Genomic DNA, 26,779 nt, shown 5'->3' on the forward strand with positions numbered 1-26,779 from the left:
GGACGGGTCGGGGCTCAGTAACTCCGCAGATAGACGAGGAGACCGATCAGGAACACGGCGACGATCGGCAGCACGATCAGCCGCGCCTTGCGGAAGCCCTCGTTCTCCTGGTCGGTCCGGCCTTGTTCGGCGCCGTGCACCGACGCCAGATGCTCCCAGGACATGTCGGCGATCCTCTTCATCGTCAGCAGCGACGGCGACCAGTCACAGTGCGTACAGACCACGAAGTCGCGGTACGGGTCGTACCTGAAGTCACGCTCGATATTGACCGTGAACGCCTGACCGTCCGGCGTCGTCGCTGTGAAGTGGCGTACTGGCGTGCCCATGTGGATCGTTCCCCGTTCGGTGCGTGTGTACGGTCCCGTACCCGGCCGCGGCACAGTACCCGATCGGGTGGCGTCCGCTTCCGGGCGCCGTCAGCGAGGCAGTACGGCATCGACGACATGCCGGGCGAAGTCCGGCGGCACCGGCTCGCGGCGGAGCAGCACCCGCATCCAGACCGCTCCCGCGATCAGATCCAGCAGCAGCATCGGGTCGGTGCCGGCGGGGAGTTCGCCGCGGGCGGCTGCCCGGCCGAAGACCGGCTGTTCGCGGGAGAAGCGGTCGGCGAAGAAGTCGCGGGTCAGTGCGGCGAGTTCGTCGTCGGGCAGGCCGGTGCCCGAGGTCATGGCGCGGGCGACGGGTTCCGTGCGCTCGTCGGTGAGCAGGCGGGTGATCTGTTCGGTGAGGGCGATCAGGTCACCGCGAAGGCTGCCCGTGTCGGGGATGCCGATGTCGAGGACCCGGGCGTGGATCAGGGCCGCCCGCAGCAGCGCCGGTTTCGAGGGCCACCAGCGGTAGATCGTCGTCTTGTTGACCCCGGACTCCTGGGCGACGGCCTCGACGGTGAGCCGGGCGTAGCCGCGTTCCGCGAGATGGCGCAACGTGGTGTCGAAGATCGCCTCCGCGGCGCGGGGGCCCCGTCCCGGGCGGCGGTTCACGGTCGGGTCGGGCATGAGCGCTCCAGAGAAAAGCAACGCAACGTTGCGTTGCGTTATAGGGTGCTGTCATCGTACTTCGTACTGCGACGCAGGGGGCCCGGTATGGCGCGGGAGACGGTTTCCAAGGCGGTGACCTGGGGGCTGTTCGCCGCCTGGGTGGCCAATGATCTGGAGGAGCTGGCCACCATGGCCGGCTGGACGCGGGCGGCCCGGCCCGTGTTCGAGGAACGGTTCCCGAGAGTGCCCGAGACGGTCTGGCAGCGGATGGAACTCTCGCAGCGGGACGTCGGCGTCGCCATCGGCCTCATGGGCGCGGTCATGGCGGCGGCATCGGCGGACGGCGCGCGCACCGGCGGCCGCAGCCCGTTCTTCCGGAGCGTGCTGGTCGGCTTCGGGGTGCACGGTGTCGCGCACCTGGCGCAGTCGCTGGCGTACCGCGGCTACACACCGGGGGTGGTCACGGCGCCGACGGTCGTCATCCCGTACTCGGTCTGGGCCGTGCGGCGGCTGAAGGCGGCCGGCGTCGGCAGTGGCGGTGCCGGCGCGACGGCTGCGGCGCTGGCGCTTCTTCCGGTGACCGTGGTGGGAGTGCACGCACTGGCGCACCGGATCAACCGGCCGCGCGGGCGCAGGGCCCGCGCGGCGGCATGACCGGCGGTGTGGCCGGACGGTGGCCGGGGTCAGAAGTCGACGGTCGTACGCTCTTCGAGCCGGGCCACCGAGTCCTGGGCGTAGGCCTTCTCGTAGGCGTCGCGAATCCGCTCGATCTGGGCGTTGCGCACGCGGGCCTCGGACGCGGGGTAGAGCAGGGTCAGTTCGTAGCTGCGCTCCCGTTCGATGAACCCGTTGGAGTCCCGCCACTGCCCCCGGCCGTCCTGGATGGTCAGCCCGTTCGGGAAGCGCGGCGTGACCTCCTCGTCGATGAATGCGAGGAACTGACGATCGGTCACATCGGGGCCGCCGTCCGGGCGTTCGGTGCCGAAGAGGAGCCGGGTCTCGACGTACGCCTTCCCGCGAGTGACAAGGGCCGACGCTTTTGACTGCGAGGCCGCGGGGGCCTCGTCGCCGAGCGTGGCGTAAGCGACGGGCGTGCCCACGGCCAGCACGGCCAGGGCGACGGCCGTCGTGGTCAGTGCGGTGCGCTTCTTCGGGCCGCTTCGGCCCTGGGCGACGGTGAAGCGGGGGAAACGGGACAAGGCGGGGACCTTCGTTCGGCGCCTGGGGGAGGCGGTGACGGGTGGTGTCCGCAAGAGGGCTGCGGGCCGAGTTCCCGCGGGCCGGGTGGTGCGGACGCGCGGGCCTCACTGTGACAAGCGGCCCCCGCCGATCTGCGGCAAGAACATGGGCGTCCGGTGGAAACCACCCGTACGGGTCGGCCCGGGGACCGCCGGAATTTCGCTGCGCCCCGAGGAACGGGCCGTCACGATCACTCCAAGCGGGGCTGTCGACCGGCGGGGCCGCCCGACCGGTGGGGCTGTCCGGCAGCGGCACCGACCGCCCGTACCGCTGAAGCAACGGAACGGAACGGAACGGGCACCGCGAAATCTGTTTGTCCCGGCCGGTTCGGCGTTGCTAGCTTCCTCGTCGTGGCGAAACTCAATCAGATCATCGCAGTGGAGAAGGGCGTCAAGTCCAAGGCTCACCAGGACCTGACGGCGGCCCATCACGGCCTCCAGAAGACCGGCCTGCTGGCCGGGATCTCCCGGACGTACCAGCCGAAGGACGAGGAGGGTGAGCAGCTGCCGCCCGAGTCGACGCTGGTGCAGGTCAAGGCCGAGGACGTGCTGCGGGAGACCGCGGCGACCCTGACCCGGCTCTTCGATGTGACCGCCACGAAGGACTGGGCCAACTGCACGGCCCGCGCGGACGTGAAGGTCGACGGACGGGTGCTGGTGAGCGACGTGCCGGTCTCGTATCTGCTCTTCCTGGAGAAGCAGCTGACGGACCTCAACACCTTTGTCCGCAAGCTGCCGGTGCTCGACGCCGCGGAGGCCTGGACCCAGGACCCGTCGACGGACTCCTGGAAGACCGAGCCGGTACGGACCCTCCGTACGAAGAAGGTGCCCCGCAACCACGTGAAGGCGGAGGCCACCGACAAGCACCCGGCGCAGGTCGAGGTGTACTACGAGGACGTCCCGATCGGGTACTGGACGACGGTGAAGTTCTCCGGCGCCCTTCCCGCGCGGCGCGTCAACGAGCTGCTGGACCGGGTGGAGAAGCTCCAGCAGGCCGTGAAGTACGCCCGCGAGGAAGCCAACGGCGCGGACGTCACCGACCAGCGGGTGGGTGAGGCGGTATTCGGTTACCTCTTCGGGTGACCGACCATTGATTCCCCGGCCGACAATTTCGGCCGGGGTGCGCCAGGAGCGCAAGCTGAAACTGAAGCTTGTCGTGACGACGCGGTTCCAGTGGAGGTTCGAGTCCTCCCCCCGGCACTCCGTGCGCCCCGGCGCACGAACGGGCCGGGGTGGCCCAAATGGTAGAGGCAGACCGCGATCAATCTCAGACTCTTGCTCCAGACTCAGCATTCGCCACCCATCGCCGAATCAAACGGGCCCGTGCCCATGGGCGTCGAGATGCCGGTTCGACTCCGGCTCGCAGAGCTTCGATCTGCGGTCGTCTAAAGGCAGGACGCGGCGACATAAACCTGACACGGGTCCTTAAAAGTGTCGGCGTGCCGTATGGGTGGCACACCAGGGCTCGGGGGCCGGCTACGCCCCCGGGCCCGCTCCTGTTCCGAACGACGCGCCGCTCGCGGGCAGCGACACCCCGCGCCCGGCGAAGAAGCGTTCGAAGTCGGGCAGCGCGAGCTCCGCTGCCCGGGTCTTCGCGGTCGTCCCCGACGGGTTGTGGAAGTGGACGCCCGTGCCGTCGGCCGTACGGGACGTCAGCAGCACCAGATGCCCGCCCCGCCCCGGAGCCGGCCGCCCCGGGTACCGGATGCCGTAGTGCACCGAGGCCATGACCGTACGGCCGGCGTCCAGCAGGCCGAGGATCTCCTCCGGCGAGAGATGGCGGTGCACCGTGGCATCCACGCCGTGCACCTCACGTGCGTACTCGGCGAAGGGGGCGTAGATCAGCCCCCGGATCTCCCCCTGGGCGTCCTGTGTGTACGCGCCGTACCGCAGTGCGCCGTCGCGCAGCGCGAACAGGGACGGGGCCCCGGCGCCGAGTGCCATGCGCAGGCAGGTCATACCGCACAGATGACCTGACCAGCGCGCGTACTCGGCCGGTGACGCCGCACCCGACTCCGCCCATGCCGGGTCGGTGGCCGGATCGAGTCCGTTCTCCACGATCGGGCCGACCAGCCCGAACGAGGCGAACTGGGTATGGACGGGAAAGCGGCAGGTGGAACAGGTCACCGGGGGCATCCGATCACTGGCGGTATCCGGTCAGGAAGCGGCCGATCCGGCTGATCGCCGCGTCGAGATCGTCAGCGTACGGGAGCGTGAGGATGCGGAAGTGGTCGGGCCGCGGCCAGTTGAAGCCGGTTCCCTGCACGACCTGGATTTTTTCCCGCAGCAGCAGATCCAGCACGAACTTCTCGTCGTCGACGATGCGGTGCACCTTTGGATCGAGGCGCGGGAACGCGTACAGCGCGCCCTTCGGCTTCACGCACGACACCCCCGGGATCTCGTTCAGCTTCTCCCAGGCCCGGTTGCGCTGCTCGTACAGCCTGCCGCCCGGCGCGACCAGCTCCCGGATCGACTGCCGGCCGCCGAGCGCGGCCTGAATGGCGTACTGCGCGGGCGCGTTGGGGCACAGACGCATGGAGGCGAGCGTGGTCAGCCCCTCCAGGTAGCTGCGGGCGTGCTGCTGCGGGCCGGAGACCACCATCCAGCCGGAGCGGAATCCTGCCACGCGGTACGTCTTCGACAGGCCGCTGAAGGTGAGGCAGACCAGGTCGGGGGCGAGGGCCGCCACGCCGTGGTGCTCGGCGTCGTCGTACAGGATCTGGTCGTAGATCTCGTCGGCGAACACCATCAGGCCGTGCCTGCGCGCCAGATCGAGGATGCCTTCGAGGATCTCGCGCGGGTAGACGGCACCGGTCGGATTGTTCGGATTGATGATCACGACGGCCTTGGTGCGGTCGGTGATCTTCGAGGCCATGTCGGCGAGGTCGGGGTTCCAGTCCGACGCCTCGTCACAGGTGTAGTGCACGGACTTGCCGCCCGCGAGCGTCACCACCGCGGTCCACAACGGGTAATCGGGGGACGGGACGAGCACCTCGTCGCCGTCCTCCAGCAGCGCCTGGACGGCCATCGAGATCAGCTCGGAGACGCCGTTGCCGAGAAAGATGTCGTCGACCCCGACGTCCGCCAGCCCCATCGCCTGGTAGCGCTGCGCCACCGCCCGGCGGGCGGACAGGATGCCGCGCGAATCCGTGTAGCCATGGGCCTGCGGAAGCATCCGGATCATGTCCTGGACGACCTCCTCCGGCGCCTCGAAACCGAAGAGCGCGGGGTTGCCCGTGTTGAGCCGGAGCACGCTGTGGCCGGCCTCCTCCAGGGCGTTGGCGTGCTCGATGACCGGGCCCCGGATCTCGTAACAGACCTCGTCGAGCTTGCTGGACTGCCGGAATTCCATGCGGTGGCCTCCCCGACCTGATTGCGATACTTGGTTTTACCAAGCTCGGGCTTGGAAAGTCCAACAACATGTCTAGACTGCGTCGCATGCCACGTCAGCAACAGCCCGCAACGCGCCCGGTCCGCCGCCGGAGCTACGACCAGTTCTGCGCCACCGCGCGCGCCCTCGATTTCGTGGGCGACCGCTGGACGCTGCTGATCGTCCGTGAACTGCTGGCGGGCCCCCGCCGCTACACCGACCTGCACGCCGACCTTCCCGGCGTCAGCACGGACGTGCTCGCCTCCCGGCTCAGGGACATGGAGCAGAACGGCCTCGCCACCCGCCGCCGGCTTCCGCCGCCCGCAGCCGCCTCGGTCTACGAGCTGACCGAGCGCGGCCACGGCCTGATGCCGGTGCTCGCCGCGCTCGCCGAGTGGGGTGCGCCCGCGCTCGCCGAACGGCGGCCGACCGATGCGGTGCGGGCCCACTGGTTCGCGCTTCCGCTGCTGCGTGCGCTGGACGGCCCGGCCCACGCGGGGGTCGTGGAAGTGCACCTGGAAGAGGGCGAGTTCCATGTGCGCGCCGGTGGCACGGAGGACGGAGCCGCGGTGTACGGGGACGGCCCAGCCGATCGTGCCGACGCCCGCATCGCACTCGACGTCGAGGTCTGCCTGGAGCTCGCGCAGGGCGGGCTGACCCTCGCCGAGGCCGTTGAGGACGGACGCGTCGAGGTGTCGGGCGACGGACCGCTGGCCGCTGCGCTGCGCGGTGAGTGACCCGGGCGGTCCGAGGGTGCCCGGTGGGGCGGGCGGTCGTCAGTTGGCGAGCGTCTCGCCGTACGCCCCGAAGCCGGAGATCACCAGACCGTCGCGGAAGGTCAGTACCTCGCTGACCCGGCCGCCGATCTGGTTGCGGTAGTCGATCACCAGGGCATGGACGCTCACCCGGACGTCCACCAGCTCGAACCTCAGCTCGGGGATGCGCTCCAGGCCGGTCGCCCAGTAGGCGCGCAGGGCTTCCTTTCCGTGCACCGTGCCGGAGGTGTCGCCGGTCATCTGCGCGATGACGGGCGAACTGAACGTCACGTCGTCGTGATAGTGCGTCAGAACGCGGTCCAGGTCATGGGAGTTCCAGCCGTCCAGCCACTCGGCGGCGAACGTGCGGGCGAATTCGAGGTCCATGGGGGAGATCGTAGGCGGCCATGAAGGGGAGGAAGCGGCCACGAAGGGAGGGGGCGACCATGAAGGGGAGGGGACGGCCATGAACGGGGAGAATCCGCAGAACCGGACGGGCGAGGCCGAACTCGACCCGGCGCGGCGCGCCGCGTTCGCACAGGACCTGATGCGGGCGCTCACCGCGTACTGCCCCGGTTCGCGGGCGGAGCCGCGGGCTCGCTCGCCCGCGGAACAGCTGACGCGTACAGCGACATCGACATCGCCTGGACCGTGCCCGGTGACCGGTTCGGCTCCTGCCTCGCCGCCGTCCGCGACGTGCTCGAAGCGGTCGTGCCCCTGGACTCCCTGCGTACGGACCCCGATTCGAGCAGCTCCCGCGAGCGGCGTCTGCTCTTCGCCGCCTTCCGTGGGCTTCCGCTCTTCTGGCGCGTGGACCTGGAGGTCGGGGCGTCACCGGTCGCCGGCCGGCCAGGCCACGGCCCGGGTGACCCGGCGGCGCACGGTGACGACTGGTCGAACCCGGCGAGCGCGCTGGCCAACGCGGTCGCCGCGACGAAGGCCGTACTGCGCGGGCAGCCGCAGAATGCGCAGGGGCTGCTGGAGCGTGGGTTCCGGCGCATCGATGCGCCGGACGGCGTACCCGGACGGTGGTTCGCCGACATCCGCAGGCTCGCCGAAGCGGCGGCCGGCCGCGAACCGGGCCTGCGCCCCCTCGCCGACCGCGTACTGCGCCTCACCGAGAGCCATCGGGCACAGCTCCTGTGGTGGACGTTCCCCGCCGGCGTGCGCGAGCGGGTCGACGGACTGATCCTGGCGGGCCGGTACATCCAGGCCGTGCACGCGATGTGGACGAGCGGCATCGACCCCCGCCCCGGGCTGCACGATTGCGTGGAGGCGCTCGACGGGCGTCACCGCGAGCTCGCCGGCCGCATGGCGCCACCGGCCCGCCGGGACGTGGAGAGCCTGGCCGCGGCCGCCCGCGCACTGCCCCGCGATCCCGTGGCCGTCGAGGCGGTCTGGGACGGTGACACCCGGGGCTGGATCGTGGTGCTGACCGCTGTCCTGGCCCGGCCGTGGGAGAGCGCCGCCCTGGCAGACTTCCGGATCGGTGCGGCGGGGACCGGCGAGGCGGCGCGGACGGGCCGGGAACTGGCGGAGCGGCTCGGCGTCCCGTTCCGTTTCGCGAGCCCCGACGAACCCGACGAGGACGCCCCTCGCTGGTGGGACGCCGGGCACCGAGCACCGGACCCGGGGGTGAGGGCCGACCCGTGACGAGGGCGGACCCGGGCGATGGCCGCTTCGGAGCGATGACGGACCGGGGGCGATGATGGGCGGGTGCGATTCGAAGCGATCACCTGGGAGCGGCTGGCCGAAGCCTTCGCCGTACACACCGACGCCCTGGAGCCCGCCGCCGGCGGCCGCCGGCTGAAGGTCGCCGTCGACGGTGCTCCGGCAGCCCGTACCGGGGAGTTGGCCGAGCGCGTCGCACAGGCGTTGCGGGTCCGGGGCCGTGCGGTACTGGTCGTGTCCACCGAGGGGTTTCTGCGGCCGGCGAGCCTCCGGTACGAGTACGGCAAGGAGGACCCCGACTCGTACTACGACAGCTGGTTCGACACGGGCGCGCTGTGGCGCGAGGTCTTCGGGCCGCTGGAGGCCGGCGGGAACGGGCGGGTGCTGACCGATCTCTGGGATCCGGTGACCGACCGCGCCACGAGGAGCCCGTACCGGCCGCTGCCCGAGGGCGGGGTGCTGGTGGTCCACGGGCCGTTGCTGCTGGGGCACTGGTTCCCGTTCGACCTGAGTGTCCACCTGCGGCTTTCGCCCGGCGCGCTTCGGCGACGTACCGAGGAGGCGGAACGCTGGACGCTGCCCGCTTTCGCGCGGTACGAGGACGAGTCGGCGCCCGGCGACCGGGCGGACGCGGTCGTACGCGCCGACGACCCGCACCACCCGGCCTGGACCGGATGGCGCGGGTCGTCGGCCTGATGACACGGTCCGGGGCCGGGTGGTGCGGGTCGTCGGCCTGATGACACGGTCCGGGGCCGAGGGCTACGGCCGTGTTCACGGACCCGGTCGGCCGCCCACGGTGGTGACCGCCTCCGCGCCCGCCCGGCATCCCGCCGCCGCGGCCGAGGTGGCGTCCGCCCCGGCCAGGTGCGCCGCGAGGAAGCCACCGGTGAACGCGTCGCCCGCCCCCGTCGTGTCCACCGCTCCGCGCACCCGAACCGCCGGGATGCGCCCGGCCACCGCCCCGGCGGCGGCGAGCAGTGCGCCGCGCTCCCCGAGCGTGACGACCACCCGGCCCACCTGGAGGCTCAACTTGGCCGCGGCATCGGCCGGTTCGGGCAGCCCGGTGAGCAGTCGGGCCTCGTCCGCGTTGGGCAGCAGCAGATCGATGCCCTCCACGGCGGTCAGGAACCGGTCGGCGCCCAGCTCGGCGAGGAACCCGGCCGAGGCCGGATCCACGCTCACCGGGATCCGCCGTCGCCGGGCTTCCCGCAGGGCGAGCAGGGCCGTCGCGCGGCTCGTCGCGGCGAAGAGGAGGTAGCCGGAGAGATGGAGATGGGCTATGCCGTCCAGCATCGACGGTGACCAGTCGTCGGGGGAGAGACGGAGCACGGCGCCGCTGTCGGTGAGAAAGGTGCGTTCCGCGGCGGAATCGACGAGTGCGACGACGGTGGCGGTCGGCGCGTCCTCGTCCACGGCCAGCAGGCAGCGCACCCCCGCCCGCCGCAGTGCGTCCCGGTGCCAGGCCGCACTGTCGGCGCCGACCCTGGCCAGCAGCCGAACGTCCGCACATCCCGAACGGGCAGCCCAGCAGGCGACGTTGGCTCCCGCGCCGCCGGGGAGGGTGCGGATGCGGGCCGAGGTGTCCGTGCCGTGGACCAGGGCCGTTCCGTGCCGGGCCACCACATCCGTGACGACGTCCCCGACGACGAGCAGACCGCCGGTTACTGTCCGGCCGCCGGCAGTTGCCCTGCCGTCGGCAATTGCCTCGCCGTCGGTCACTGTCCGGTCATCGGTAATCGCCTCGCCGTCGGTGATCGCCTGGCCGTCGGTCATCGTCCGGCCGCCCGGTCCGGATGCGGTGCAGGGTCCTCGGTCCGGGCGGACCAGGCGCCGGAGATCCGCGCGGCGAGCGCCACATTGGCGCGTACGGCCGCGAGATTGGCCTCCAGCGAGGCGCCACCGGTCCCCCGCATCAGCCGGTCCAGCAGGAACGGGGTGACGGCCTGGCCCGCGATGCCCTGCTCCCGGCACTCCGCCAGGGCTTCGGCCAGCACACGGTCGTGGAGTGCGGGATCCAACTGGTCCGCCTCGGAGACGGGGTTGGCGACGACGAGCGCGGACCCGAGGCCGCCGAGCACGTCCTGTGCCCGCATCACATCCGCGACCTCCTCGGGCGTCCGTACCGTCCAGTCGACCGGCTCGCCGGAACTGGTCAGATAGAAGCCGGGAAAGCGGTCGGTTCCGTAACCGAGCACGGTGACGCCCAGCGTCTCCAGGCGCTGCAGGGTCGCCGGGACGTCCAGGATCGACTTCACCCCCGCGCACACCACGGTGATGCCGGTCCGCGCCAGGAGCCGGAGATCGGCGGACTCGTCCTGGGTCCGGGTCCATTCCCGGTGGACGCCGCCGAGGCCGCCGGTCGCGAAGACGCGCAGGCCGGTGCGGGCGGCCAGGAACGCCGTCGCGGACACGGTCGTCGCCCCGCTCGCGCCCGTCGCCAGGGCCGGCGCGAGGTCCCGGTGCCCCAGCTTCCGCATCGCGGGGTCCGTGGCGACCCGCTCCAACTGGGCTTTGTCCAGGCCGACGCGGGCCCTTCCATCGAGTACGGCGATCGTCGCGGGCACCGCGCCCGCGGACCGTACGAGCCCTTCGAGCTCCTCGGCGACCCGCAGATTGCGGGGGCGCGGCAGACCGTGGGCGATGATCGTCGACTCCAGGGCCACGACGGGGTGGTGCGCGGCGAGGGCCGCCCGTACCTCGGCGGAGAGGGCGGGGGCGCAGGGGTGTGCGCGGTGCGACGCGTTGAATGACATGTCCACATCCCTGTCGCGGGCGCGGACGCCTCAAACGTGCGGCCGGGTGGCGGACCCGCACGGCACGTGCCGGACCGGCCGGGATTCCGCCTTGCCGCCCCGGCGCATCCTGCTGCCGAGTCGCCTCCCGACGGTCGCTAAGGTGACCGGCCATGACGACATTTGATCAAGCCCCTGCCTCGTTCGCCGTGCACATTCCGGACGCCGAACTCGAACCCGAACCGCTGGATCCCGCGCAGATCGTCTCGGGCGAGCCCGTGGTGACCGGCAAGGTGCTCTGGGAGTCGCCCGACGGCAAGCAGCTGCGCGGCATCTGGCAGATCACGCCCGGCGTGGTCACCGACACCGAGGCCAACGAACTCTTCGTGGTCGTCAGCGGGCGCGCCACCGTGGCGGTCGAGGGCGGTGCGACGCTGGAGATCGGGCAGGGTGACGCCTGTGTGCTGCGCGAGGGCGACCGTACGACGTGGACGGTGCACGAGACGCTGCGCAAGGCCTACCACATCAGCCTCTGACGCCCCGACGGAGCTTCCTAGGGGGTTCTGTCGGAAGTGCCGGGACGGGCGAGTGCCCGGCGCAGTGCCAGCGCGGCCATCGGCAGCAGCAGACATGCGCCGACCACGTTCAGCCAGCCGTAGCTCGCCCGGGCGACGATGATCCCGGCGATCGCCCCGCCGATGCCCGCCGCCGTGTTCATGGTCAGATCAGACAGGCCCTGCACGGCGGCGCGGGCGGGCTGCGGCACGGAGTCGGTGAGTAGCGCCGAGCCGGCGACCAGCCCCGCCGACCAGCCGAGACCGAGCGTGAAGAGACCGGCCGCCGTCTGCCCGTGGCTGGGGCCCGCGGTTCCGGCCAGCAGCGCGGCACAGAAGAGCAGCCCGGCCGCCAGACCGATCACGGCGAGCCGGCCGAAGCGGTCCGACAGCCAGCCCATCACCGGGGAGAACGCGTACATCCCCGCGATGTGGCCGCTGATGACCAGACCGATCAGCTGGAGCCCGGCGCCGTGATGGCCCAGATCGACCGGGGTCATCACCATGATCGAGACCATCACGGTGTGCGAGACGGCCACCGTCACCAGCGCCAGCCGTGCCATCGGCGAGGCCCGGACCGCCGCGATCCCGGCACGCAGCGAACGGCCGGCCGAGGACCCGTCGCCCTGCGGCGCCAGCGCCCGCGCCGTGAGCAGCGGGTCGGGCCGCAGCAGCGCCCCGACCACCACGGCGGCCAGCAGGAAGATCCCGGCCGCGAAGACGAACGGGCCGGCCTGCTCGGAAATCGCGGAGCCCCGGAAGAGACGGCCCACCGGGGCGGCGATGTTCGGCCCGAGCACGGAACCGATCGTGGTCGCCCAGATGACGGTGGAGATCGCCCGGCCGCGCCGGTCGGGCTCGGCCAGGTCCGCGGCGGCGAAGCGGGCCTGCAGGTTGGCCGAGGAACCAGCACCGAACCCGGCCATGCCGAGCAGCAGCAGGGGGAAGCTGTCGACGAGGGTGGACAGGACCACGAGCCCCGCGCCGAGCGCACCGATCAGATACGCCAGTACGAGACCGGGGCGCCGGCCGCGCGCGGTCATCAGCGCGGCCAGCGGCAGCGAGAGCAGCGCGGTTCCGGTCACCGAGGCGGTCGGGGCCAGACCGGACAGCGCCTCGGAACCGCTCACCTCCGTGGCCAGCACGGGGGCCAGGGCGATACCGATGGGCACGCCGAGGCCGCCGAGTATCTGGCTGCCTATGAGTACCGCGGATGTTCGGCGCCGCAGTCCGGGCAGCTCGGCCGCCGAGACCGGGACGGCGGACCGACCGGGCCCGGCGGGGGTGTCAGGTGTGTCGAGGGTGTTGGTCACTGGCGCAGTGTGCCAGCCCGTACACGGGTACGAAACAGGCTCCCGGCCGGGCATGGCCGACACGGCTGCGCGCGAGGGCCCCCGGGCTCGCCCGACTCACCCACCCCGATCACCACCCCGCGTCCTCCGGTACGCCGAACAGCGCCCCGGTGGCCCGGGCCCAGGGTGACGGCTCCGGCGTCCGGCTCAGAACAGCGGCTGGGGCAGCACACCCTCCAGCGCCAGCAGCCGGCGCTTGGCTTCGAGGCCGCCGCCGAACCCGCCGAGTCCGCCGTCGCTCTCCACCACCCGATGGCACGGCACCACCACCGGCAGCGGATTGGACCCCATGGCCGCCCCGACCGCCTGTGCGGCGCCCGGCTGCCCCACCCGCCCGGCGAGATCCCCGTACCCGACGACCGTCCCGTACGGCACGCCCGTCGCCAGCTCGCGGAGCACCTGGCGGTTGAAGCCTGTGGTCAGCGACCAGTCGAGGTCGAGTGAGAACGCCTGCGGCGAGCCCGCGAAATACGCCGCGAGCTGACGTATCGGCTCGGCGAGCCGGGCGGAGCCGGGAGCCTCCACCGGCTCCGCGCCCAGTCGCGTCCGCAGCTGCCCGACCGCCTTCTCCCGCACCTCGGGACGGGCGTGGAAGACCACGCTCACCAGTCCCGTGCCGGTCGCGGCGAGCAGCAGCGGGCCGATGTCGCTCCCGACGACGGCCCACTCGACAACACCGTTGCTGTTCATGTGAACCACCGTACGGCCGGCCACTGACAACGGGGGCGGACGGGCGGACGGGCCCGCCGGAGGTCAGCGGGTGGCTTCGCGCACCACGTCGGGGTTGTTGGTGATGATCCCGTCCACGCCGAGGCCCGCCACCTTCGCGGCGGTCGCCGCGTCGTTGACCGTCCAGGTGTTGACCCGGAGTTTCTTGCCGTGCGCGCCCTTCAGCGCGTGCACCGCGTCCACGTAGTCGGCCGAGACCGAGGTGTGGGCGGGGTTGATCTGGTCGGTGAAGGCCGCGTACGAGGGCAGGTCGGCCACCGCGGGAGTGCCGAGGAAGCCCGTCGTGACGTCCGGCCGCAGCTGGTGCACCTTCTTCACGCTGTCCGCGCCGAAGCTCTGGATGACGAGCCTGTTCTTCACGTGCGAACGGTCGAGCCACCCCTTCTGGCGCAGTACCCGCAGGGTCTCTTTCTCGATGCCCGGGTAGATCTCGGGGCTCTTGATCTCCAGGAGCAGCTTCTGCCGGTTGCGCTCGATCCGGTCCAGGTACTGCTTGAGCGTGGGCACCCGGGTTCCGGCGAACTGCGGACCGAACCAGCTGCCCGCGTCCAGCCGGGCGATCTCCGCGGCCGTGAAGTCCTTGACCGCCCACGGAGCCCGGTCCGGGAAGACCGCCTCGGCGTCGGTGGTCCGCTTGAGATCGGTGTCGTGCACGACCACCAGCACACCGTCCTTGGTGAACTGGACGTCGTTCTCCACCCAGTCGAAGCCGAGGGCGTCGGCCTTGTCGACGGCGGCCAGGGTGTTCTCCGGCGCGTAGGCGGAGGCGCCCCGGTGGGCGAGGACGGTGGGGGCGGTCCGCTTCGCATCCCCGGTCCGGGCGCTCACGGTGCTGACGCCGGTGACCGCGGTCGTGTGCCCGGCAGCGACGGTCCTGCCGGTCGTCTGCGTATCGGCGGTCGACATCAGATACGCGCCGGCGCCCATCAGGGCGGCGGCGGTGAGGGCGGCGCTTGCGGTGCGTGCGAACACGTGTACTCCTTGCGTCAGAGTTGCGGACGGGCCGAGAGTGACAGCCGCGCCCCAACGGGGGACAGGCGAAGGATGGCCACAACGTGAACGCGGCCGACGATGCCGGGTAACGGGCCGAATTCCCTCTCGATAAAATGCAGCTCTTCTGTTTGTTTGCCGGGACTCGCGCCTTAGGGTCACCCCGAAACCCGGGCTTCCGCGAAGGGCGTACGAGCATGCAGGGCACGATCGACGGTTTCAGCTACGGAGCGGTGACGCCCGTCGCGGCCTTCCTCATGGCCTGCCTCGGCGCGGCCCTCGGACTGCGCTGCACGAATCGTTCGCTGCGTACCGAGCGCTCCTTCAAGGCCGGCTGGCTGGCCCTCGGCGCGACCTCCATCGGTTCCGGCATCTGGACGATGCACTTCATCGCGATGATGGGCTTCTCCGTGAAAGGGGTGGCCATCGGCTATGACATGCCGGTCACCTTCGCCAGCCTCGCGGTCGCCGTCGGCATGGTCGGTGTCGGCATCTTCATCGTCGGCTACCGGGGCGCCACCAGAATGGCCCTGGTGACGGGCGGCACGATCACCGGGCTCGGCGTGGCCACCATGCACTACCTGGGCATGGCCGGAATGCGTCTCGACGGACAGTTCGAGTACGACACGGTCACCGTCGCCCTCTCCGTCGTCATCGCCGTGGTGGCCGCGACGACGGCGCTCTGGGCGGCCGTCTCCGTCCACGGATTCCTGCCCAGCCTCGGCGCCAGCGTCGTCATGGGCGTGGCGGTGAGCGGCATGCACTACACGGGCATGGCCGCGCTCAGCGTCCATCTGCACCCCGACGCCACCGCGGGCGACGGGTCGAGCGCACCGCTCGTGCCACTGCTGATCGGACCCGCCTGCTTCCTGATCCTGGCCGCGGTGGTCGTGATGTTCGATCCGCTGATGGTGATGGGCACCCCGGACTGGAACGACCCGGGGGGCCCGGGCGGGGCCGCCCGGAAGCCCGGAATCCCGGCCCAGCGGCAGGTGCCGCGGTTCGGGACGCACGCCGACCCAGCGTCCTTCCACTCCCGGCCGCGCGACCCCGCGCCACCGGGAGAATGGTGAGACCGGCCGCGCGCATCGGCTGACCCGGCCCGGTTGTCAGTGGCGGGTCGTACGGTGGTTCCATGCGGCCCGTTTCGAAGATCGAACGTTCGGTGGCGCCTTTCGAGGTCGTCAGTCCCTACCAGCCCAGCGGCGACCAGCCCGCGGCCATCGCCGAGCTGGAGCGGCGCATCCGCGCGGACGAGAAGGACGTCGTCCTGCTCGGCGCGACCGGCACAGGCAAATCGGCGACCACCGCCTGGATGATCGAGAAGCTGCAGCGCCCCACGCTCGTCATGGCACCGAACAAGACGCTCGCCGCACAGCTGGCGAACGAGTTCCGCGAGCTGCTGCCCAACAACGCCGTCGAGTACTTCGTCTCGTACTACGACTACTACCAGCCCGAGGCGTACGTACCGCAGTCGGACACCTACATCGAGAAGGACTCCTCGATCAACGAGGAGGTCGAGCGGCTGCGCCACTCCGCGACGAATTCGCTGCTCACCCGGCGCGATGTCATCGTGGTCGCCTCCGTCTCCTGCATCTACGGTCTCGGTACGCCCCAGGAGTACGTGGACCGGATGGTCCAGCTCAAGGTCGGTGACGAGATCGACCGGGACCAGCTGCTGCGCCGCTTCGTCGAGATCCAGTACAGCCGCAACGACCTCGCCTTCGCCCGGGGCACCTTCCGGGTCCGCGGTGACACCATCGAGATCTTCCCGGTCTACGAGGAGCTCGCCGTCCGCATCGAGATGTTCGGCGACGAGATCGAGGCGCTCTCCACCCTCCACCCGCTCACCGGCGAGGTGATCAGCGAGGACCAGTCCCTCCACGTCTTCCCCGCCAGCCACTACGTCGCCGGTCCCGAGCGCATGGAGAAGGCGGTCAGCGGCATCGAGCAGGAGCTGGAGCAGCGCCTCGCCGAGCTGGAGAAGCAGGGCAAGATGCTGGAGGCCCAGCGGCTGCGGATGCGCACCACGTACGACATCGAGATGCTCCGGCAGATCGGCACCTGCTCCGGCGTCGAGAACTACTCGATGCACTTCGACGGCCGCTCGCCCGGCACCGCGCCCAACACCCTCCTCGACTACTTCCCCGAGGACTTCCTTCTCGTCCTCGACGAGTCGCATGTCACCGTGCCGCAGATCGGCGCGATGTACGAGGGCGACGCCTCCCGCAAGCGCACCCTGGTCGACCACGGCTTCCGGCTCCCCTCCGCGCTGGACAACCGCCCGCTGAAGTGGGAGGAGTTCCTGAGCCGGATCGACCAGACCGTCTATCTCTCCGCCACCCCCGGGAAGTACGAGCTGTCCCGGGGCGACGGCTTCGTGGAGCAGATCATCCGCCCCACCGGCCTCGTGGACCCGGAAGTGGTCGTCAAGCCCACCGAGGGTCAGATCGACGACCTGGTGCACGAGATCCGCACGCGCGCCGAGAAGGACGAGCGGGTCCTGGTCACCACCCTCACCAAGAAGATGGCCGAGGACCTCACCGACTACTTCCTGGAGCTCGGCATCCAGGTCCGCTATCTGCACAGCGACGTCGACACGCTGCGCCGCATCGAGCTGCTGCGCGAGCTGCGCTCCGGTGAGTACGACGTACTCGTCGGCATCAACCTCCTGCGCGAGGGCCTCGACCTGCCCGAGGTGTCGCTCGTCGCCATCCTCGACGCGGACAAGCAGGGCTTCCTGCGCTCGGGCACGTCCCTGATCCAGACCATTGGGCGCGCCGCCCGAAACGTCTCGGGACAGGTCCATATGTACGCGGACAAGATCACCCCGGCGATGGCGCAGGCCATCGACGAGACCAACCGCCGCCGTGAGAAGCAGATCGCGTACAACACCGAGCGCGGTCTCGACCCGCAACCGCTGCGGAAGAAGATCAACGACATCGTCGCGACGATCGCCCGCGAGGAGGTCGACACCGAGCAGCTGCTCGGCACCGGCTACCGCCAGGCGAAGGGGGCCAAGGCTCCGGTTCCCGCGCTGGGCATCAAGACGACCGGCTCGAAGAAGGCCAAGGGCGGCGGCGAAACGGTCACCGACCGGCCCGCCACCGAGCTCGCCGGGATCATCGAGGAGATGACCGAACGGATGCGGGCGGCGGCCGCGGACCTTCAGTTCGAGGTGGCCGCCCGACTGCGTGACGAGGTCGGGGAGTTGAAGAAGGAGCTGCGCCAGATGCGTGAGGCGGGCCTCGCCTGAGCCCGCGGCATCCGGTGTGTTGCAGGACCGACACAAAACGGCCCCGAGCGGTCGCGCCATCGGCGCGCATGCGTAGGGTTCTGGGAAACCGCGCACGGACGGTTGCGGGGAAAGCGGAGAGGGGACAGCGCGTGACGGTCAATATGACCAAGGGTCAGGCCATCAACCTGCAGAAGAGCGACGGGGGGACCCTGACCGCGGTGCGGATGGGGCTCGGCTGGCAGGCGGCGCCGCGCCGGGGTCTGTTCGGTTCACGTACACGGGAGATCGACCTCGACGCGTCGGCGGTGCTCTTCGCGGACAAGCAGCCGGTCGACGTGGTCTTCTTCCGTCACCTCGTCAGTGACGACGGCTCCGTCAAGCACACCGGGGACAACCTGGTCGGCGGCGCCGGTTCCGGCGGCGACGACGAGGCGATCCTCGTCGACCTGCAGCGGGTGCCGGTCCACATCGACCAGATCGTCTTCACGGTGAACTCCTTCACCGGCCAGACGTTCCAGGAGGTGCAGAACGCCTTCTGCCGCATCGTCGACGAGACCAACGGCCAGGAGCTCGCCCGCTACACGCTCGACGGCGGCGGGCAGTACACCGCCCAGATCATGGCCAAGGTGCACCGCTCGGGGAACGGGTGGCAGATGACCGCGCTCGGCAACCCGGCCAACGGCCGTACCTTCCAGGACCTGATGCCGGCGATCCTGCCGCACCTGTAGGCAGGGCCCGACCGGAGGAGGGCGCTGAAGACCTTGGCCCGGCCAAGGTCCTCGGCACCCTCCGAGCCGGTACACACCGGCACCCGCAGCTCCCGGAGGCATCGGCCGCCGGGAGCTGCACCACATCGCGCCGCACCGTACACGGCGCGACGAGCGACACTCAGCAGCGAATCGTCGAGGGGACAGGGCAATGACGGCCGAGCTGGTCCGGGGGCAGAACCACACCTTGCCCCAGACCCGTCTGGAGATCCGGGTATCGGCCGGCACGCCCGTCGTGGCCGGTGCCACGCTGGGCGACGAGAACGGCGCGGTGCGCGGCACCGAATGGATCGCCCATCCCGGATCGCCACAGCTCCCCGGGCTCGAAGTGTCCAGGCAGGCCGCCGCCGACCACCGGCTGGCCGTGGACCTGGACGCCCTGCCCGCCTCGGTGCACCGGGTCACCGTGCTGCTGGCCCTGCCGACCGGCGTCGGCGGTCCGGTCCGGTTCGGCGCGGTCGCCGCCCCGTTCGTCGCCGTCACCGGGCTCGACGGCACCGAGATCGCCACCTACACGCTCACCGGCCTGGACACCGAGTCCGCCGTCGCGGCCCTGGAGCTCTACCGCCGACAGGGCGCCTGGAAGGTACGAGCCGTCGGCCAGGGCTACGCGGGCGGCCTCGACGCCATGCTCGCCGACCAGGGCCTGCCCCGGGCCACCGAGCTGGCCCACTCCATCCAGGACGCGGTCACCCGGGCGATGGCCCGCTCGGTCGCCCCGCCCCCGCCCCCGCCACGCACCCCGGACGCCGACCGGGTCGCACCCGGCGCCGGCGCGCCCGGTCCCGTGCCGCCCGCGGACAGCCGCCGGCCCGCCCCCCAGTCGCCCGAACCGCTCGCAGAGCCCGCCACCCCGCCGCCCGCCGCCTCGACGGGCGGGCCCATCAACTACGCGCACCCGCGCCGCCGGCCGGCCGCGCCCCCGCCGCCCCCTCCCACCGCGCCGCCCGCCGAGCCGGGCCGCCCCGCACAGCCCGTCGCCGGGGACGCGACCGGCTGGTCCATGGACGAGCGCCTCTACAACCAGATATGGGGCATGTTCGAGGACCTGGCCCGCACCACCGCCGCCTATCGCAGCGCCGTCGACTTCGCCGAGTCCCGCATGGACCAGGAGCTCGACCGCACCCTGTCCGACCCACGCAGCAGGATCGGCGGCGCGGGGGACCGGGCCCGCGAGCAGGCCCGCGCCAAGCGCGACGAGCTGACCGCCCGGGCCCGCGAGGCCCTGGACCGCGACCTCGCCCAGCTCGCCGCCGAGTCCGCCGTGGTGGAACCCGCGCTGCCCGCCGCGTTCGCGGGCTGGGACAACCCCGCCTGGCACGCCTACCGCGTCCCGATGGAGATCCCCATGGCGCTGCGCATCGGCGACCTCCACCTGCCCGAGAACCCTGCCCTGCACATCCCGCTGCTGGTCCGGCTGCCGCTGGAGCGCGGGATGTGGATCGACAGCGGCCGTACGACGTCCGACGCCGCGGCCCTGATGGACAGCGCCCGGCTGCGCACACTCGCCATGGAGTGTGCGGTCGCGCATGCGGCCCGGCTGCTGGCCGTCTACCCGGCCGACGAGTTCTCGGTCCATGTCATCGACCCCGCGGGTTCCGCGGCCGGAGCGCTCGCACCCCTGGTCCGGTCCGGGGTACTCGCCGGGCCGCCCGCCTCCGGAGCCGGGGGAGTGGCCTCGGTCCTCGCCCATCTCACCCGCCGGGTCGACCTGGTGCAGATGGCGATCCGGGCCGGCGCCGCCGACTCGCTCCCGCCGGACCTGGACACCGGCGAGCAGCTGCTGATCGTCAACGACTTCCCGCACGGCTTCGACGACCGGGCAGTCACCCAGCTGCGCTACCTCGCCGACGAGGGGCCCTCGGTCGGCGTCCATCTGATGATGGTCGCGGACAGGGAGGACGCCAGTGCGTACGGGCCGGTGCTCGACCCGCTCTGGCGCTCGCTGCTTCGCGTCACGCCGGTCGCCGACGACCACCTGGCCGACCCCTGGGTGGGGCACGCCTGGACGTACGAGCCGCCGCGGATTCCGCCGGGCAGCCGGGTCCTGGAGGATGTGCTCGCCAAGGTGGCGGCGGCCCGCCGCCCCCGGCGCCCCTGAAGGTCCGGGGACACCGGCACCCGACTCACACCCCTCCGACCAGCACTTTTGAAAGATCTTTACCCTGCTCTTTACCTTTCCTTGGTGTTCCTTGTACTGTTCTTTGAGCGGAGGGGAGTACTCCCATACGCGGCGCACCCGTCAATACGGACCGTGACCGGTCCCGGGGCGCCGGCCCGTGGCACGCAGCCCGCGTGCCCGGGTGGAAGAGACCTCCGGCAGCGACGACGCTGATCAGTAGCCGTAGCGAACTGCCGGAGGCGCAGTGGACGTTTCATGGACCCTCTGGGTGCTGACCATTCTTGGTCTGTCAGCCCTTATCGCCGTCGACTTCTTCATCGGGCGCAAGCCCCATGACGTGACGACCAAGGAAGCCGGAATCTGGACGATCGTCTGGATCGCGCTGGCCGCCCTCTTCGGGCTCGGCCTGCTGGTCTTCGGCGAGAGCCAGGCCTCGGGCGAGTTCTTCGCCGGCTTCATCACCGAGAAGTCGCTGAGTGTCGACAACCTCTTCGTCTTCGTCCTGATCATGGCGAAGTTCTCGGTGCCCTCGCACCTCCAGCAACGGGTGCTCCTGGTCGGTGTGCTGATCGCGCTGGTACTGCGGGCGATCTTCATCGCCGCCGGTGCCGCCGTGATCGCCAACTTCTCGTGGGTCTTCTACATCTTCGGCGCGTTCCTGATCTACACCGCCTGGAAGCTCATCCAGGAGGCGCGGGCCGGTGAAGAGGAGGAGGAGTTCGAGGAGAACCGCCTCCTCAAGACGATCGAGCGCCGCTTCGGGGTGGCCGACCGCTACCACGGCACCAAGCTCTTCATCCGGAACAACGGCAAGCGCGTCCTGACGCCGCTGATGGTCGTCATGCTCGCCATCGGCACCACCGATGTGCTGTTCGCGCTGGACTCCATCCCCGCGATCTTCGGTCTGACCCAGGACCCGTACATCGTCTTCACCGCCAACGCCTTCGCCCTGATGGGGCTGCGGCAGCTGTACTTCCTGATCGGCGGGCTGCTGAAGAAGCTGGTCCACCTCAGCTACGGGCTCTCGGTCATCCTCGGCTTCATCGGGGTGAAGCTGGTGCTGCACGCACTGCACGAGTCGGGAGTGAACGTCCCCGAGATCTCCATCCCGGTATCGCTCGGCGTCATCTGCGGCGTGCTGGTGATCACCACGATCACCAGCCTCATCGCCAACAAGAAGCAGGCCCGGACGGAGTCGGACGAGCCTGCCGACAAGGGCGTGGACATCGGCGCCTGACCGTGCCGGACGGCCCGGCGGCCGTCCGGCAGGGTCAGGAACCGGCACCGGCCGGGGCGCGCAACGTGAGTTGCCCGCCCCGGCCGGTGTCGTACGGGGAAGTCCGGCCCGTGGCCGCTGTCACCAGCCGCGGGCGCGCCACTGCGGCAGTTGCGGACGCTCGTCGCCGAGCGTGGTGTCGTGGCCGTGGCCCGGATAGACCCAGGTCTCGTCGGGCAGCTGGTCGAAGAGCTTGGTCTCCACGTCGCGGAGCAGGCTCGCGAAGGCCTCGGGGTCCTTGTGCGTATTGCCGACCCCGCCCGGGAAGAGGCAGTCCCCGGTGAACAGGTGCGGGGCGCCGTGCGGGTCGTCGTAGACCAGCGTGATGGAGCCCGGGGTGTGACCCACGAGGTGCCGGGCGGTCAGGGTGACCTCGCCCACGCGGACCGTGCCGCCGTCGTCGACGAGGACATCGGTCGGGACCGGGATGCCCTCGGCGTCGTACCGCCCCGCGTAGGTGCGTGCTCCGGTGGCCGCCACCACCTCGCCCAGCGCCTGCCAGTGGTCGCCGTGCCGATGGGTGGTGACGACGGACGCGATGCCGTCGTCACCGATCAGCCGCAGCAGCGTCCCGGCCTCGGCGGCCGCGTCGATCAGCAGCTGCTCACCGGTGGCCCGGCAGCGCAGCAGATAGGCGTTGTTGTTCATCGGGCCGACGGCGACCTTGGAGATCATCAGATCCGTCAACTCGTGTACGTCCGCACGCCCGCCGACCTTGACCGCTCCGCTGTACGTCATACGTCTCAGCCTATAGCGGGGGCAGGAGGGGAAGTCAGCCTATAGCGGGGGCAGGACGGGAAGCGGGCCGCCTTCGACGGTCAGTGCCGAGCCGTCACGGCGCCCGCAGAGCCAGCCGAGCAGTTCGGGGGCCGTGCCGCGGACCGTGACCGGGCCGCCCTCCGCGCCGCCGCCGGTCGTCCGCACCGGGCCGCCGTCGGCGGTCATCCTCGTGGACACGACATCGAGGTGTCCGTCGAACCGTTCGGCGAGGAATTCGATCTCGCGGGAGACGAAGTCCTCCGGCAGGTCCTCCAGCTCGTGGCCGACCCTCAGATCGACATGGTGCAGCTCGACCTCGACCCGGCGACGGAACGGGATCCGGGAGGCGGAGTCCGTCACGCCGTTGCGCAGGGTGACCGTGCGGGACCAGTCGGCCGGGGCCGCGGCGGCGGCCTCGAAGCGGTCGGCGCTCCCGGCCAGGTCGGCCAGCTGCTCGGCCTGCGGCCGGGGCGCGTCGCGCTCGATGTCGCGGTCGCGGGTTTCGCTGTCTGCGTACATCGGCCGGCCCTGGAGAACATTTACGAGCGCGTCGGCGTTACGAGAGAGGTGCGCGACGACATGACCCCGGCTCCAGCCCGGTAGCCGTGACGGTTCCGACAGTGCGGCATCGTCCAGTTTCGCCGTGGCGCTGAGCAGTCGGTCGGTCGCTTCACGCAGTGCTGCGAGGTCGTGCGCATGATCAATCATGGGGCCGAGCCTAGCCCCGCCACTCATTCGGGTGAAGGAGTCATCAGCCGTCCGTAAATCGAATGTGCGTGCTATACGCTCGGAGTCGAAAGCTTCGTACACCGCTGTGGCGCCCCCCATACCCTGGGACAGGGGCTCAGTTCCCCCACTTCTCTCCAGAAAGGTGCGGACCGGCGTGGCCGACCGTCTCATCGTTCGTGGCGCTCGCGAGCACAACCTCAAGAACGTCTCGCTCGACCTCCCCCGCGACTCCCTCATCGTCTTCACCGGGCTCTCCGGGTCGGGCAAGTCGTCGCTCGCGTTCGACACGATCTTCGCCGAGGGCCAGCGGCGCTACGTGGAGTCCCTCTCCTCGTACGCCCGTCAGTTCCTCGGCCAGATGGACAAGCCGGACGTCGACTTCATCGAGGGCCTCTCGCCCGCCGTCTCCATCGACCAGAAGTCGACCTCGCGCAACCCGCGCTCGACGGTCGGCACCATCACCGAGGTCTACGACTACCTCCGGCTGCTCTTCGCCCGGATCGGCAAGCCGCACTGCCCGGAGTGCCGCAGGCCCATCTCGCGCCAGTCGCCGCAGGCGATCGTCGACAAGGTGCTCGGCCTGCCCGAGGGCAGCCGCTTCCAGGTGCTCTCGCCGCTGGTGCGCGAGCGCAAGGGCGAGTTCGTCGACCTCTTCGCCGATCTGCAGACCAAGGGCTACAGCAGGGCCCGGGTCGACGGCGAGACCATCCAGCTCTCCGAGCCGCCCAAGCTGAAGAAGCAGGAGAAGCACACCATCGAGGTGGTCATCGACCGTCTCACGGTGAAGGACAGCGCCAAGCGCCGGCTGACCGACTCGGTCGAGACCGCGCTCGGGCTCTCCGGCGGCATGGTCGTGCTCGACTTCGTCGACCTCGCCGAGGACGACCCCGAGCGCGAGCGGATGTACTCCGAGCACCTCTACTGCCCGTACGACGACCTCTCCTTCGAGGAGCTCGAACCGCGCTCCTTCTCCTTCAACTCGCCCTTCGGTGCCTGCCCGGACTGCACGGGTATCGGTACGCGGATGGAGGTCGATCCGGAGCTGATCGTCCCGGACGAGGAGAAGTCGCTCGACGAGGGCGCGATCCATCCCTGGTCGCACGGCCACACCAAGGAGTACTTCGGCCGGCAGATCAACGCCCTCGCCGACGCCCTCGGATTCCGTACGGACATCCCCTGGGCCGGGCTGCCGCAGCGCGCCAAGAAGGCCCTGCTGCACGGCCACAAGATCCAGACCGAGGTCCGCTACCGCAACCGTTACGGCCGGGAGCGCGCGTACACCACCCCCGCCTTCGAGGGCGCGGTGCAGTTCGTCAAGCGGCGGCACTCCGACGCCGAGAGCGACTCCAGCCGGGAGCGCTTCGAGGGCTACATGCGCGAGGTGCCCTGCCCGACCTGTGAGGGCACCAGGCTCAAGCCGATCGTCCTCGCGGTGACGGTGATGGAGAAGTCCATCGCCCAGGTCGCCGCCATGTCGATCAGCGAGTGCGCCGAGTTCCTCGGCCGGATGAAGCTCAACGCCCGCGACAAGAAGATCGCCGAACGGGTGCTGAAGGAGGTCAACGAGCGGCTGAAGTTCCTCGTCGACGTCGGCCTCGACTACCTCTCGCTCAACCGCGCGGCCGGCACCCTGTCCGGCGGCGAGGCCCAGCGCATCCGCCTCGCCACCCAGATCGGCTCCGGCCTGGTCGGCGTGCTGTACGTGCTGGACGAGCCCTCCATCGGCCTGCACCAGCGGGACAACCACCGGCTGATCGAGACCCTGGTCCGGCTGCGCGACATGGGCAACACGCTCATCGTCGTCGAGCACGACGAGGACACCATCAAGGTCGCCGACTGGGTCGTCGACATCGGCCCCGGTGCCGGTGAGCACGGCGGCAAGGTGGTCCACTCCGGATCGCTCAAGGAGCTGCTGGCCAACGGCGAGTCGATCACCGGTCAGTATCTGACCGGCGAGAAGCAGATCCCGATGCCCGATGTCCGGCGCCCCGTCGATCCGCAGCGCAGGCTCACGGTGCACGGCGCCCGGGAGAACAACCTCCAGGACATCGACGTCTCCTTCCCGCTCGGCCTGCTCACGGCCGTCACGGGCGTCTCGGGTTCGGGTAAGTCGACGCTGGTCAACGACATCCTCTACACCCACCTGGCGCGCGAACTGAACGGCGCCAAGTCGGTCCCCGGACGGCACACCCGGGTCGACGGCGACGACCTGGTCGACAAGGTGGTGCACGTCGACCAGTCGCCCATCGGCCGGACCCCCCGGTCCAACCCGGCCACGTACACAGGTGTCTTCGACCATGTCCGCAAGCTGTTCGCGGAGACGATGGAGGCGAAGGTGCGCGGTTATCTGCCGGGCCGCTTCTCCTTCAACGTCAAGGGCGGCCGCTGCGAGAACTGCTCCGGCGACGGCACCATCAAGATCGAGATGAACTTCCTGCCGGACGTGTACGTCCCGTGCGAGGTCTGCCACGGAGCGCGCTACAACCGGGAGACCCTGGAGGTCCACTACAAGGGCAAGTCCATCGCCGAGGTGCTGGACATGCCGATCGACGAGGGCCTGGAGTTCTTCGAGGCGGTCCCGACGATCGCCCGCCACCTCCGCACGCTCAACGAGGTGGGTCTCGGATACGTGCGGCTCGGCCAGTCCGCGCCGACGCTCTCCGGCGGTGAGGCGCAGCGCGTGAAGCTCGCCAGCGAGCTTCAGAAGCGCTCCACCGGTCGTACGGTCTACGTCCTGGACGAGCCGACCACGGGTCTGCACTTCGAGGACATCAGCAAGCTCATCAAGGTGCTCTCCGGGCTGGTCGACAAGGGCAACTCGGTGATCGTCATCGAGCACAACCTCGATGTGATCAAGACCGCGGACTGGGTCATCGACATGGGGCCCGAGGGTGGCAGCGGCGGCGGTCTGGTCATCGCCGAGGGGACTCCGGAGGAGGTCGCCGGGGTTCCGGCCAGCCATACCGGCAAGTTCCTCCAGGGCATCCTGGACCCGGAGCGGGTGAGCGAGGCCGCGGTGCCCGCAGCCCGTAAGCCGGTGCGGAAGGCGGCCGCGAAGAAGGCGGTCGCCGCGAAGTCGGCCCCGGCCAGGAAGACGGCCACGGCCCGGACGAGCACGGACCGGACCGCGAAGACGGCTGCGGCGAAGAAGCCCGCGGCGAAGAAGGCGACCCGCACGCGCAAGGCCTGACGCCTTCGACGGACACGCGCAAGGCCTGACGCCTTCGACGGACACGCGCAAGGCCTGAAGCCTTCGGCAGAACAGGGGTGGCGGCTCCCGGACCCCGGGAGCCGCCACCCCTGTTTTCACTGCCCCTGTTTCGCGCCCCCTGTTGCACCGCTCCCTGCTTCTTGCACCGCTCCCTGCTTCACTGCCAGGGCCGAGCCGCTGACCAGGGGCGATCGGCCTCGGGTGGCCCGGCCGCAGGGCCTTCGCTCTCCGCCGGTATCGTCGCTTCTGTCACCGATGGCACCGATGGCTCTGACAGCTCTGATGCCCGCGGTACTCCTGGTACCCGCG

Annotated in this window: 25 protein-coding genes and 1 tRNA gene; 13 read left to right on the forward strand and 13 right to left on the reverse strand. The window is 70.6% G+C overall.

Going from position 1 to position 26,779, the window contains the following annotated elements:
- Positions 1 to 14 precede the first annotated feature (14 nt).
- A complete protein-coding gene (locus OHA19_RS30140; protein WP_405752272.1) occupies positions 15 to 326 on the reverse strand; it encodes a hypothetical protein in 312 nt (103 codons plus the stop codon).
- Positions 327 to 416: 90 nt separating this feature from the next.
- Entirely contained in the window at positions 417 to 995 is a 579-nt protein-coding gene (locus tag OHA19_RS30145; RefSeq protein ID WP_405711573.1) for a TetR/AcrR family transcriptional regulator, read from the reverse strand.
- 87 nt (positions 996 to 1,082) lie between these two features.
- Between OHA19_RS30145 and OHA19_RS30150 the strand changes: the two genes are divergently transcribed.
- A complete protein-coding gene (locus OHA19_RS30150; RefSeq protein ID WP_405752274.1) occupies positions 1,083 to 1,631 on the forward strand; it encodes an HXXEE domain-containing protein in 549 nt (182 codons plus the stop codon).
- Positions 1,632 to 1,660: 29 nt separating this feature from the next.
- Here OHA19_RS30150 and OHA19_RS30155 read toward each other — a convergent pair whose 3' ends face one another.
- Positions 1,661 to 2,176 carry a DUF3574 domain-containing protein gene (locus OHA19_RS30155; protein WP_405711569.1) on the reverse strand — a complete coding sequence of 172 codons (516 nt, stop codon included), beginning with the start codon at positions 2,174 to 2,176 and terminating at the stop codon, positions 1,661 to 1,663.
- A 390-nt stretch (positions 2,177 to 2,566) separates the two neighbouring features.
- Between OHA19_RS30155 and OHA19_RS30160 the strand changes: the two genes are divergently transcribed.
- The gene (locus tag OHA19_RS30160) at positions 2,567 to 3,298 is read left to right on the forward strand and encodes a hypothetical protein (protein ID WP_405711567.1); all 732 of its coding nucleotides are present in this window, start codon (positions 2,567 to 2,569) and stop codon (positions 3,296 to 3,298) included.
- Positions 3,299 to 3,329: 31 nt separating this feature from the next.
- A tRNA-OTHER gene (locus OHA19_RS30165) sits at positions 3,330 to 3,415 on the forward strand.
- Between the two features lie 276 nt (positions 3,416 to 3,691).
- Here the strand turns inward: OHA19_RS30165 and OHA19_RS30170 are convergent.
- Positions 3,692 to 4,342: a peptidase gene (locus OHA19_RS30170; protein ID WP_405711565.1), complete on the reverse strand. Its 651-nt coding sequence runs from the start codon at positions 4,340 to 4,342 to the stop codon at positions 3,692 to 3,694.
- A gap of 13 nt (positions 4,343 to 4,355) precedes the next feature.
- A complete protein-coding gene (locus tag OHA19_RS30175) occupies positions 4,356 to 5,567 on the reverse strand; it encodes a pyridoxal phosphate-dependent aminotransferase (protein WP_329816953.1) in 1,212 nt (403 codons plus the stop codon).
- A gap of 86 nt (positions 5,568 to 5,653) precedes the next feature.
- Here OHA19_RS30175 and OHA19_RS30180 point away from each other — a divergent pair, with 86 nt between their 5' ends.
- Positions 5,654 to 6,322, forward strand: coding sequence for a winged helix-turn-helix transcriptional regulator (locus OHA19_RS30180; RefSeq protein ID WP_405752276.1), 669 nt, complete (start codon positions 5,654 to 5,656; stop codon positions 6,320 to 6,322).
- A 39-nt stretch (positions 6,323 to 6,361) separates the two neighbouring features.
- Here the strand turns inward: OHA19_RS30180 and OHA19_RS30185 are convergent, their stop codons facing one another.
- Entirely contained in the window at positions 6,362 to 6,727 is a 366-nt protein-coding gene (locus tag OHA19_RS30185) for a nuclear transport factor 2 family protein (RefSeq protein WP_405711561.1), read from the reverse strand.
- A 264-nt stretch (positions 6,728 to 6,991) separates the two neighbouring features.
- Between OHA19_RS30185 and OHA19_RS30190 the strand changes: the two genes are divergently transcribed.
- Both OHA19_RS30190 and OHA19_RS30195 read left to right on the forward strand, forming a co-directional pair.
- Positions 6,992 to 7,993: a hypothetical protein gene (locus OHA19_RS30190; RefSeq protein ID WP_405752279.1), complete on the forward strand. Its 1,002-nt coding sequence runs from the start codon at positions 6,992 to 6,994 to the stop codon at positions 7,991 to 7,993.
- A gap of 63 nt (positions 7,994 to 8,056) precedes the next feature.
- Positions 8,057 to 8,707 carry a uridine kinase gene (locus OHA19_RS30195; protein WP_405711556.1) on the forward strand — a complete coding sequence of 217 codons (651 nt, stop codon included), beginning with the start codon at positions 8,057 to 8,059 and terminating at the stop codon, positions 8,705 to 8,707.
- Between the two features lie 75 nt (positions 8,708 to 8,782).
- On the opposite strand, the gene OHA19_RS30200 is transcribed toward OHA19_RS30195, so the two are convergent.
- Positions 8,783 to 9,784 carry a carbohydrate kinase family protein gene (locus OHA19_RS30200; protein ID WP_405752282.1) on the reverse strand — a complete coding sequence of 334 codons (1,002 nt, stop codon included), beginning with the start codon at positions 9,782 to 9,784 and terminating at the stop codon, positions 8,783 to 8,785.
- Positions 9,781 to 10,764 carry a pseudouridine-5'-phosphate glycosidase gene (locus tag OHA19_RS30205; RefSeq protein WP_405711552.1) on the reverse strand — a complete coding sequence of 328 codons (984 nt, stop codon included), beginning with the start codon at positions 10,762 to 10,764 and terminating at the stop codon, positions 9,781 to 9,783. Before OHA19_RS30205 ends, OHA19_RS30200 begins: the two co-directional genes overlap by 4 nt.
- Before the next feature lie 152 nt (positions 10,765 to 10,916).
- Between OHA19_RS30205 and OHA19_RS30210 the strand changes: the two genes are divergently transcribed.
- The gene (locus tag OHA19_RS30210; RefSeq protein ID WP_405711550.1) at positions 10,917 to 11,279 is read left to right on the forward strand and encodes a cupin domain-containing protein; all 363 of its coding nucleotides are present in this window, start codon (positions 10,917 to 10,919) and stop codon (positions 11,277 to 11,279) included.
- Between the two features lie 17 nt (positions 11,280 to 11,296).
- Here the strand turns inward: OHA19_RS30210 and OHA19_RS30215 are convergent, their stop codons facing one another.
- The 3 genes from OHA19_RS30215 to OHA19_RS30225 form a co-directional block, all read right to left on the reverse strand.
- Positions 11,297 to 12,610: an MFS transporter gene (locus OHA19_RS30215; RefSeq protein ID WP_405752284.1), complete on the reverse strand. Its 1,314-nt coding sequence runs from the start codon at positions 12,608 to 12,610 to the stop codon at positions 11,297 to 11,299.
- Positions 12,611 to 12,796: 186 nt separating this feature from the next.
- Positions 12,797 to 13,339, reverse strand: coding sequence for a methylated-DNA--[protein]-cysteine S-methyltransferase (locus tag OHA19_RS30220; RefSeq protein WP_405711546.1), 543 nt, complete (start codon positions 13,337 to 13,339; stop codon positions 12,797 to 12,799).
- A 63-nt stretch (positions 13,340 to 13,402) separates the two neighbouring features.
- Entirely contained in the window at positions 13,403 to 14,350 is a 948-nt protein-coding gene (locus OHA19_RS30225; protein ID WP_405711544.1) for a glycerophosphodiester phosphodiesterase, read from the reverse strand.
- A gap of 215 nt (positions 14,351 to 14,565) precedes the next feature.
- Here OHA19_RS30225 and OHA19_RS30230 point away from each other — a divergent pair, with 215 nt between their 5' ends.
- The 5 genes from OHA19_RS30230 to OHA19_RS30250 all read left to right on the forward strand — a co-directional run bounded on the left by OHA19_RS30230 (position 14,566) and on the right by OHA19_RS30250 (position 21,732).
- A complete protein-coding gene (locus OHA19_RS30230) occupies positions 14,566 to 15,441 on the forward strand; it encodes an MHYT domain-containing protein (protein WP_405711542.1) in 876 nt (291 codons plus the stop codon).
- 62 nt (positions 15,442 to 15,503) lie between these two features.
- Positions 15,504 to 17,624, forward strand: coding sequence for an excinuclease ABC subunit UvrB (gene uvrB / locus OHA19_RS30235; protein WP_405711540.1), 2,121 nt, complete (start codon positions 15,504 to 15,506; stop codon positions 17,622 to 17,624).
- A 131-nt stretch (positions 17,625 to 17,755) separates the two neighbouring features.
- Positions 17,756 to 18,334, forward strand: coding sequence for a TerD family protein (locus OHA19_RS30240; protein WP_388656832.1), 579 nt, complete (start codon positions 17,756 to 17,758; stop codon positions 18,332 to 18,334).
- Between the two features lie 190 nt (positions 18,335 to 18,524).
- Positions 18,525 to 20,474 carry a TerD family protein gene (locus OHA19_RS30245; RefSeq protein WP_405711538.1) on the forward strand — a complete coding sequence of 650 codons (1,950 nt, stop codon included), beginning with the start codon at positions 18,525 to 18,527 and terminating at the stop codon, positions 20,472 to 20,474.
- Positions 20,475 to 20,739: 265 nt separating this feature from the next.
- Positions 20,740 to 21,732: a TerC family protein gene (locus tag OHA19_RS30250; RefSeq protein ID WP_405711536.1), complete on the forward strand. Its 993-nt coding sequence runs from the start codon at positions 20,740 to 20,742 to the stop codon at positions 21,730 to 21,732.
- Between the two features lie 120 nt (positions 21,733 to 21,852).
- On the opposite strand, the gene OHA19_RS30255 is transcribed toward OHA19_RS30250, so the two are convergent.
- Both OHA19_RS30255 and OHA19_RS30260 read right to left on the reverse strand, forming a co-directional pair.
- Positions 21,853 to 22,509 carry an MBL fold metallo-hydrolase gene (locus OHA19_RS30255; protein WP_405711534.1) on the reverse strand — a complete coding sequence of 219 codons (657 nt, stop codon included), beginning with the start codon at positions 22,507 to 22,509 and terminating at the stop codon, positions 21,853 to 21,855.
- Positions 22,510 to 22,548: 39 nt separating this feature from the next.
- Positions 22,549 to 23,238, reverse strand: a complete 690-nt coding sequence (locus tag OHA19_RS30260; RefSeq protein WP_405711531.1) for a maleylpyruvate isomerase family mycothiol-dependent enzyme — start codon at positions 23,236 to 23,238, stop codon at positions 22,549 to 22,551.
- Between the two features lie 175 nt (positions 23,239 to 23,413).
- Between OHA19_RS30260 and uvrA the strand changes: the two genes are divergently transcribed.
- Positions 23,414 to 26,449: an excinuclease ABC subunit UvrA gene (gene uvrA / locus OHA19_RS30265; protein WP_405711529.1), complete on the forward strand. Its 3,036-nt coding sequence runs from the start codon at positions 23,414 to 23,416 to the stop codon at positions 26,447 to 26,449.
- Positions 26,450 to 26,779: the final 330 nt, after the last annotated feature.

Origin of the sequence: Streptomyces sp. NBC_00012, from assembly GCF_045040875.1 — a bacterium.
Lineage (GTDB): Bacteria > Actinomycetota > Actinomycetes > Streptomycetales > Streptomycetaceae > Streptomyces.

Coding starts and splice junctions, on each gene's coding strand:
- OHA19_RS30145 (WP_405711573.1), bottom strand. CDS start 995: ATGCCCGACCCGACCGTGAACCGCCGCCCGGGACGGGGCCCCCGCGCC.
- OHA19_RS30150 (WP_405752274.1), top strand. CDS start 1,083: ATGGCGCGGGAGACGGTTTCCAAGGCGGTGACCTGGGGGCTGTTCGCC.
- OHA19_RS30260 (WP_405711531.1), bottom strand. CDS start 23,238: ATGATTGATCATGCGCACGACCTCGCAGCACTGCGTGAAGCGACCGAC.
- uvrB (WP_405711540.1), top strand. CDS start 15,504: ATGCGGCCCGTTTCGAAGATCGAACGTTCGGTGGCGCCTTTCGAGGTC.
- OHA19_RS30175 (WP_329816953.1), bottom strand. CDS start 5,567: ATGGAATTCCGGCAGTCCAGCAAGCTCGACGAGGTCTGTTACGAGATC.
- OHA19_RS30205 (WP_405711552.1), bottom strand. CDS start 10,764: ATGTCATTCAACGCGTCGCACCGCGCACACCCCTGCGCCCCCGCCCTC.
- OHA19_RS30220 (WP_405711546.1), bottom strand. CDS start 13,339: ATGAACAGCAACGGTGTTGTCGAGTGGGCCGTCGTCGGGAGCGACATC.
- OHA19_RS30245 (WP_405711538.1), top strand. CDS start 18,525: ATGACGGCCGAGCTGGTCCGGGGGCAGAACCACACCTTGCCCCAGACC.
- OHA19_RS30180 (WP_405752276.1), top strand. CDS start 5,654: ATGCCACGTCAGCAACAGCCCGCAACGCGCCCGGTCCGCCGCCGGAGC.
- OHA19_RS30255 (WP_405711534.1), bottom strand. CDS start 22,509: ATGACGTACAGCGGAGCGGTCAAGGTCGGCGGGCGTGCGGACGTACAC.
- OHA19_RS30210 (WP_405711550.1), top strand. CDS start 10,917: ATGACGACATTTGATCAAGCCCCTGCCTCGTTCGCCGTGCACATTCCG.
- OHA19_RS30185 (WP_405711561.1), bottom strand. CDS start 6,727: ATGGACCTCGAATTCGCCCGCACGTTCGCCGCCGAGTGGCTGGACGGC.
- OHA19_RS30230 (WP_405711542.1), top strand. CDS start 14,566: ATGCAGGGCACGATCGACGGTTTCAGCTACGGAGCGGTGACGCCCGTC.
- OHA19_RS30200 (WP_405752282.1), bottom strand. CDS start 9,784: ATGACCGACGGCCAGGCGATCACCGACGGCGAGGCGATTACCGATGAC.
- OHA19_RS30140 (WP_405752272.1), bottom strand. CDS start 326: ATGGGCACGCCAGTACGCCACTTCACAGCGACGACGCCGGACGGTCAG.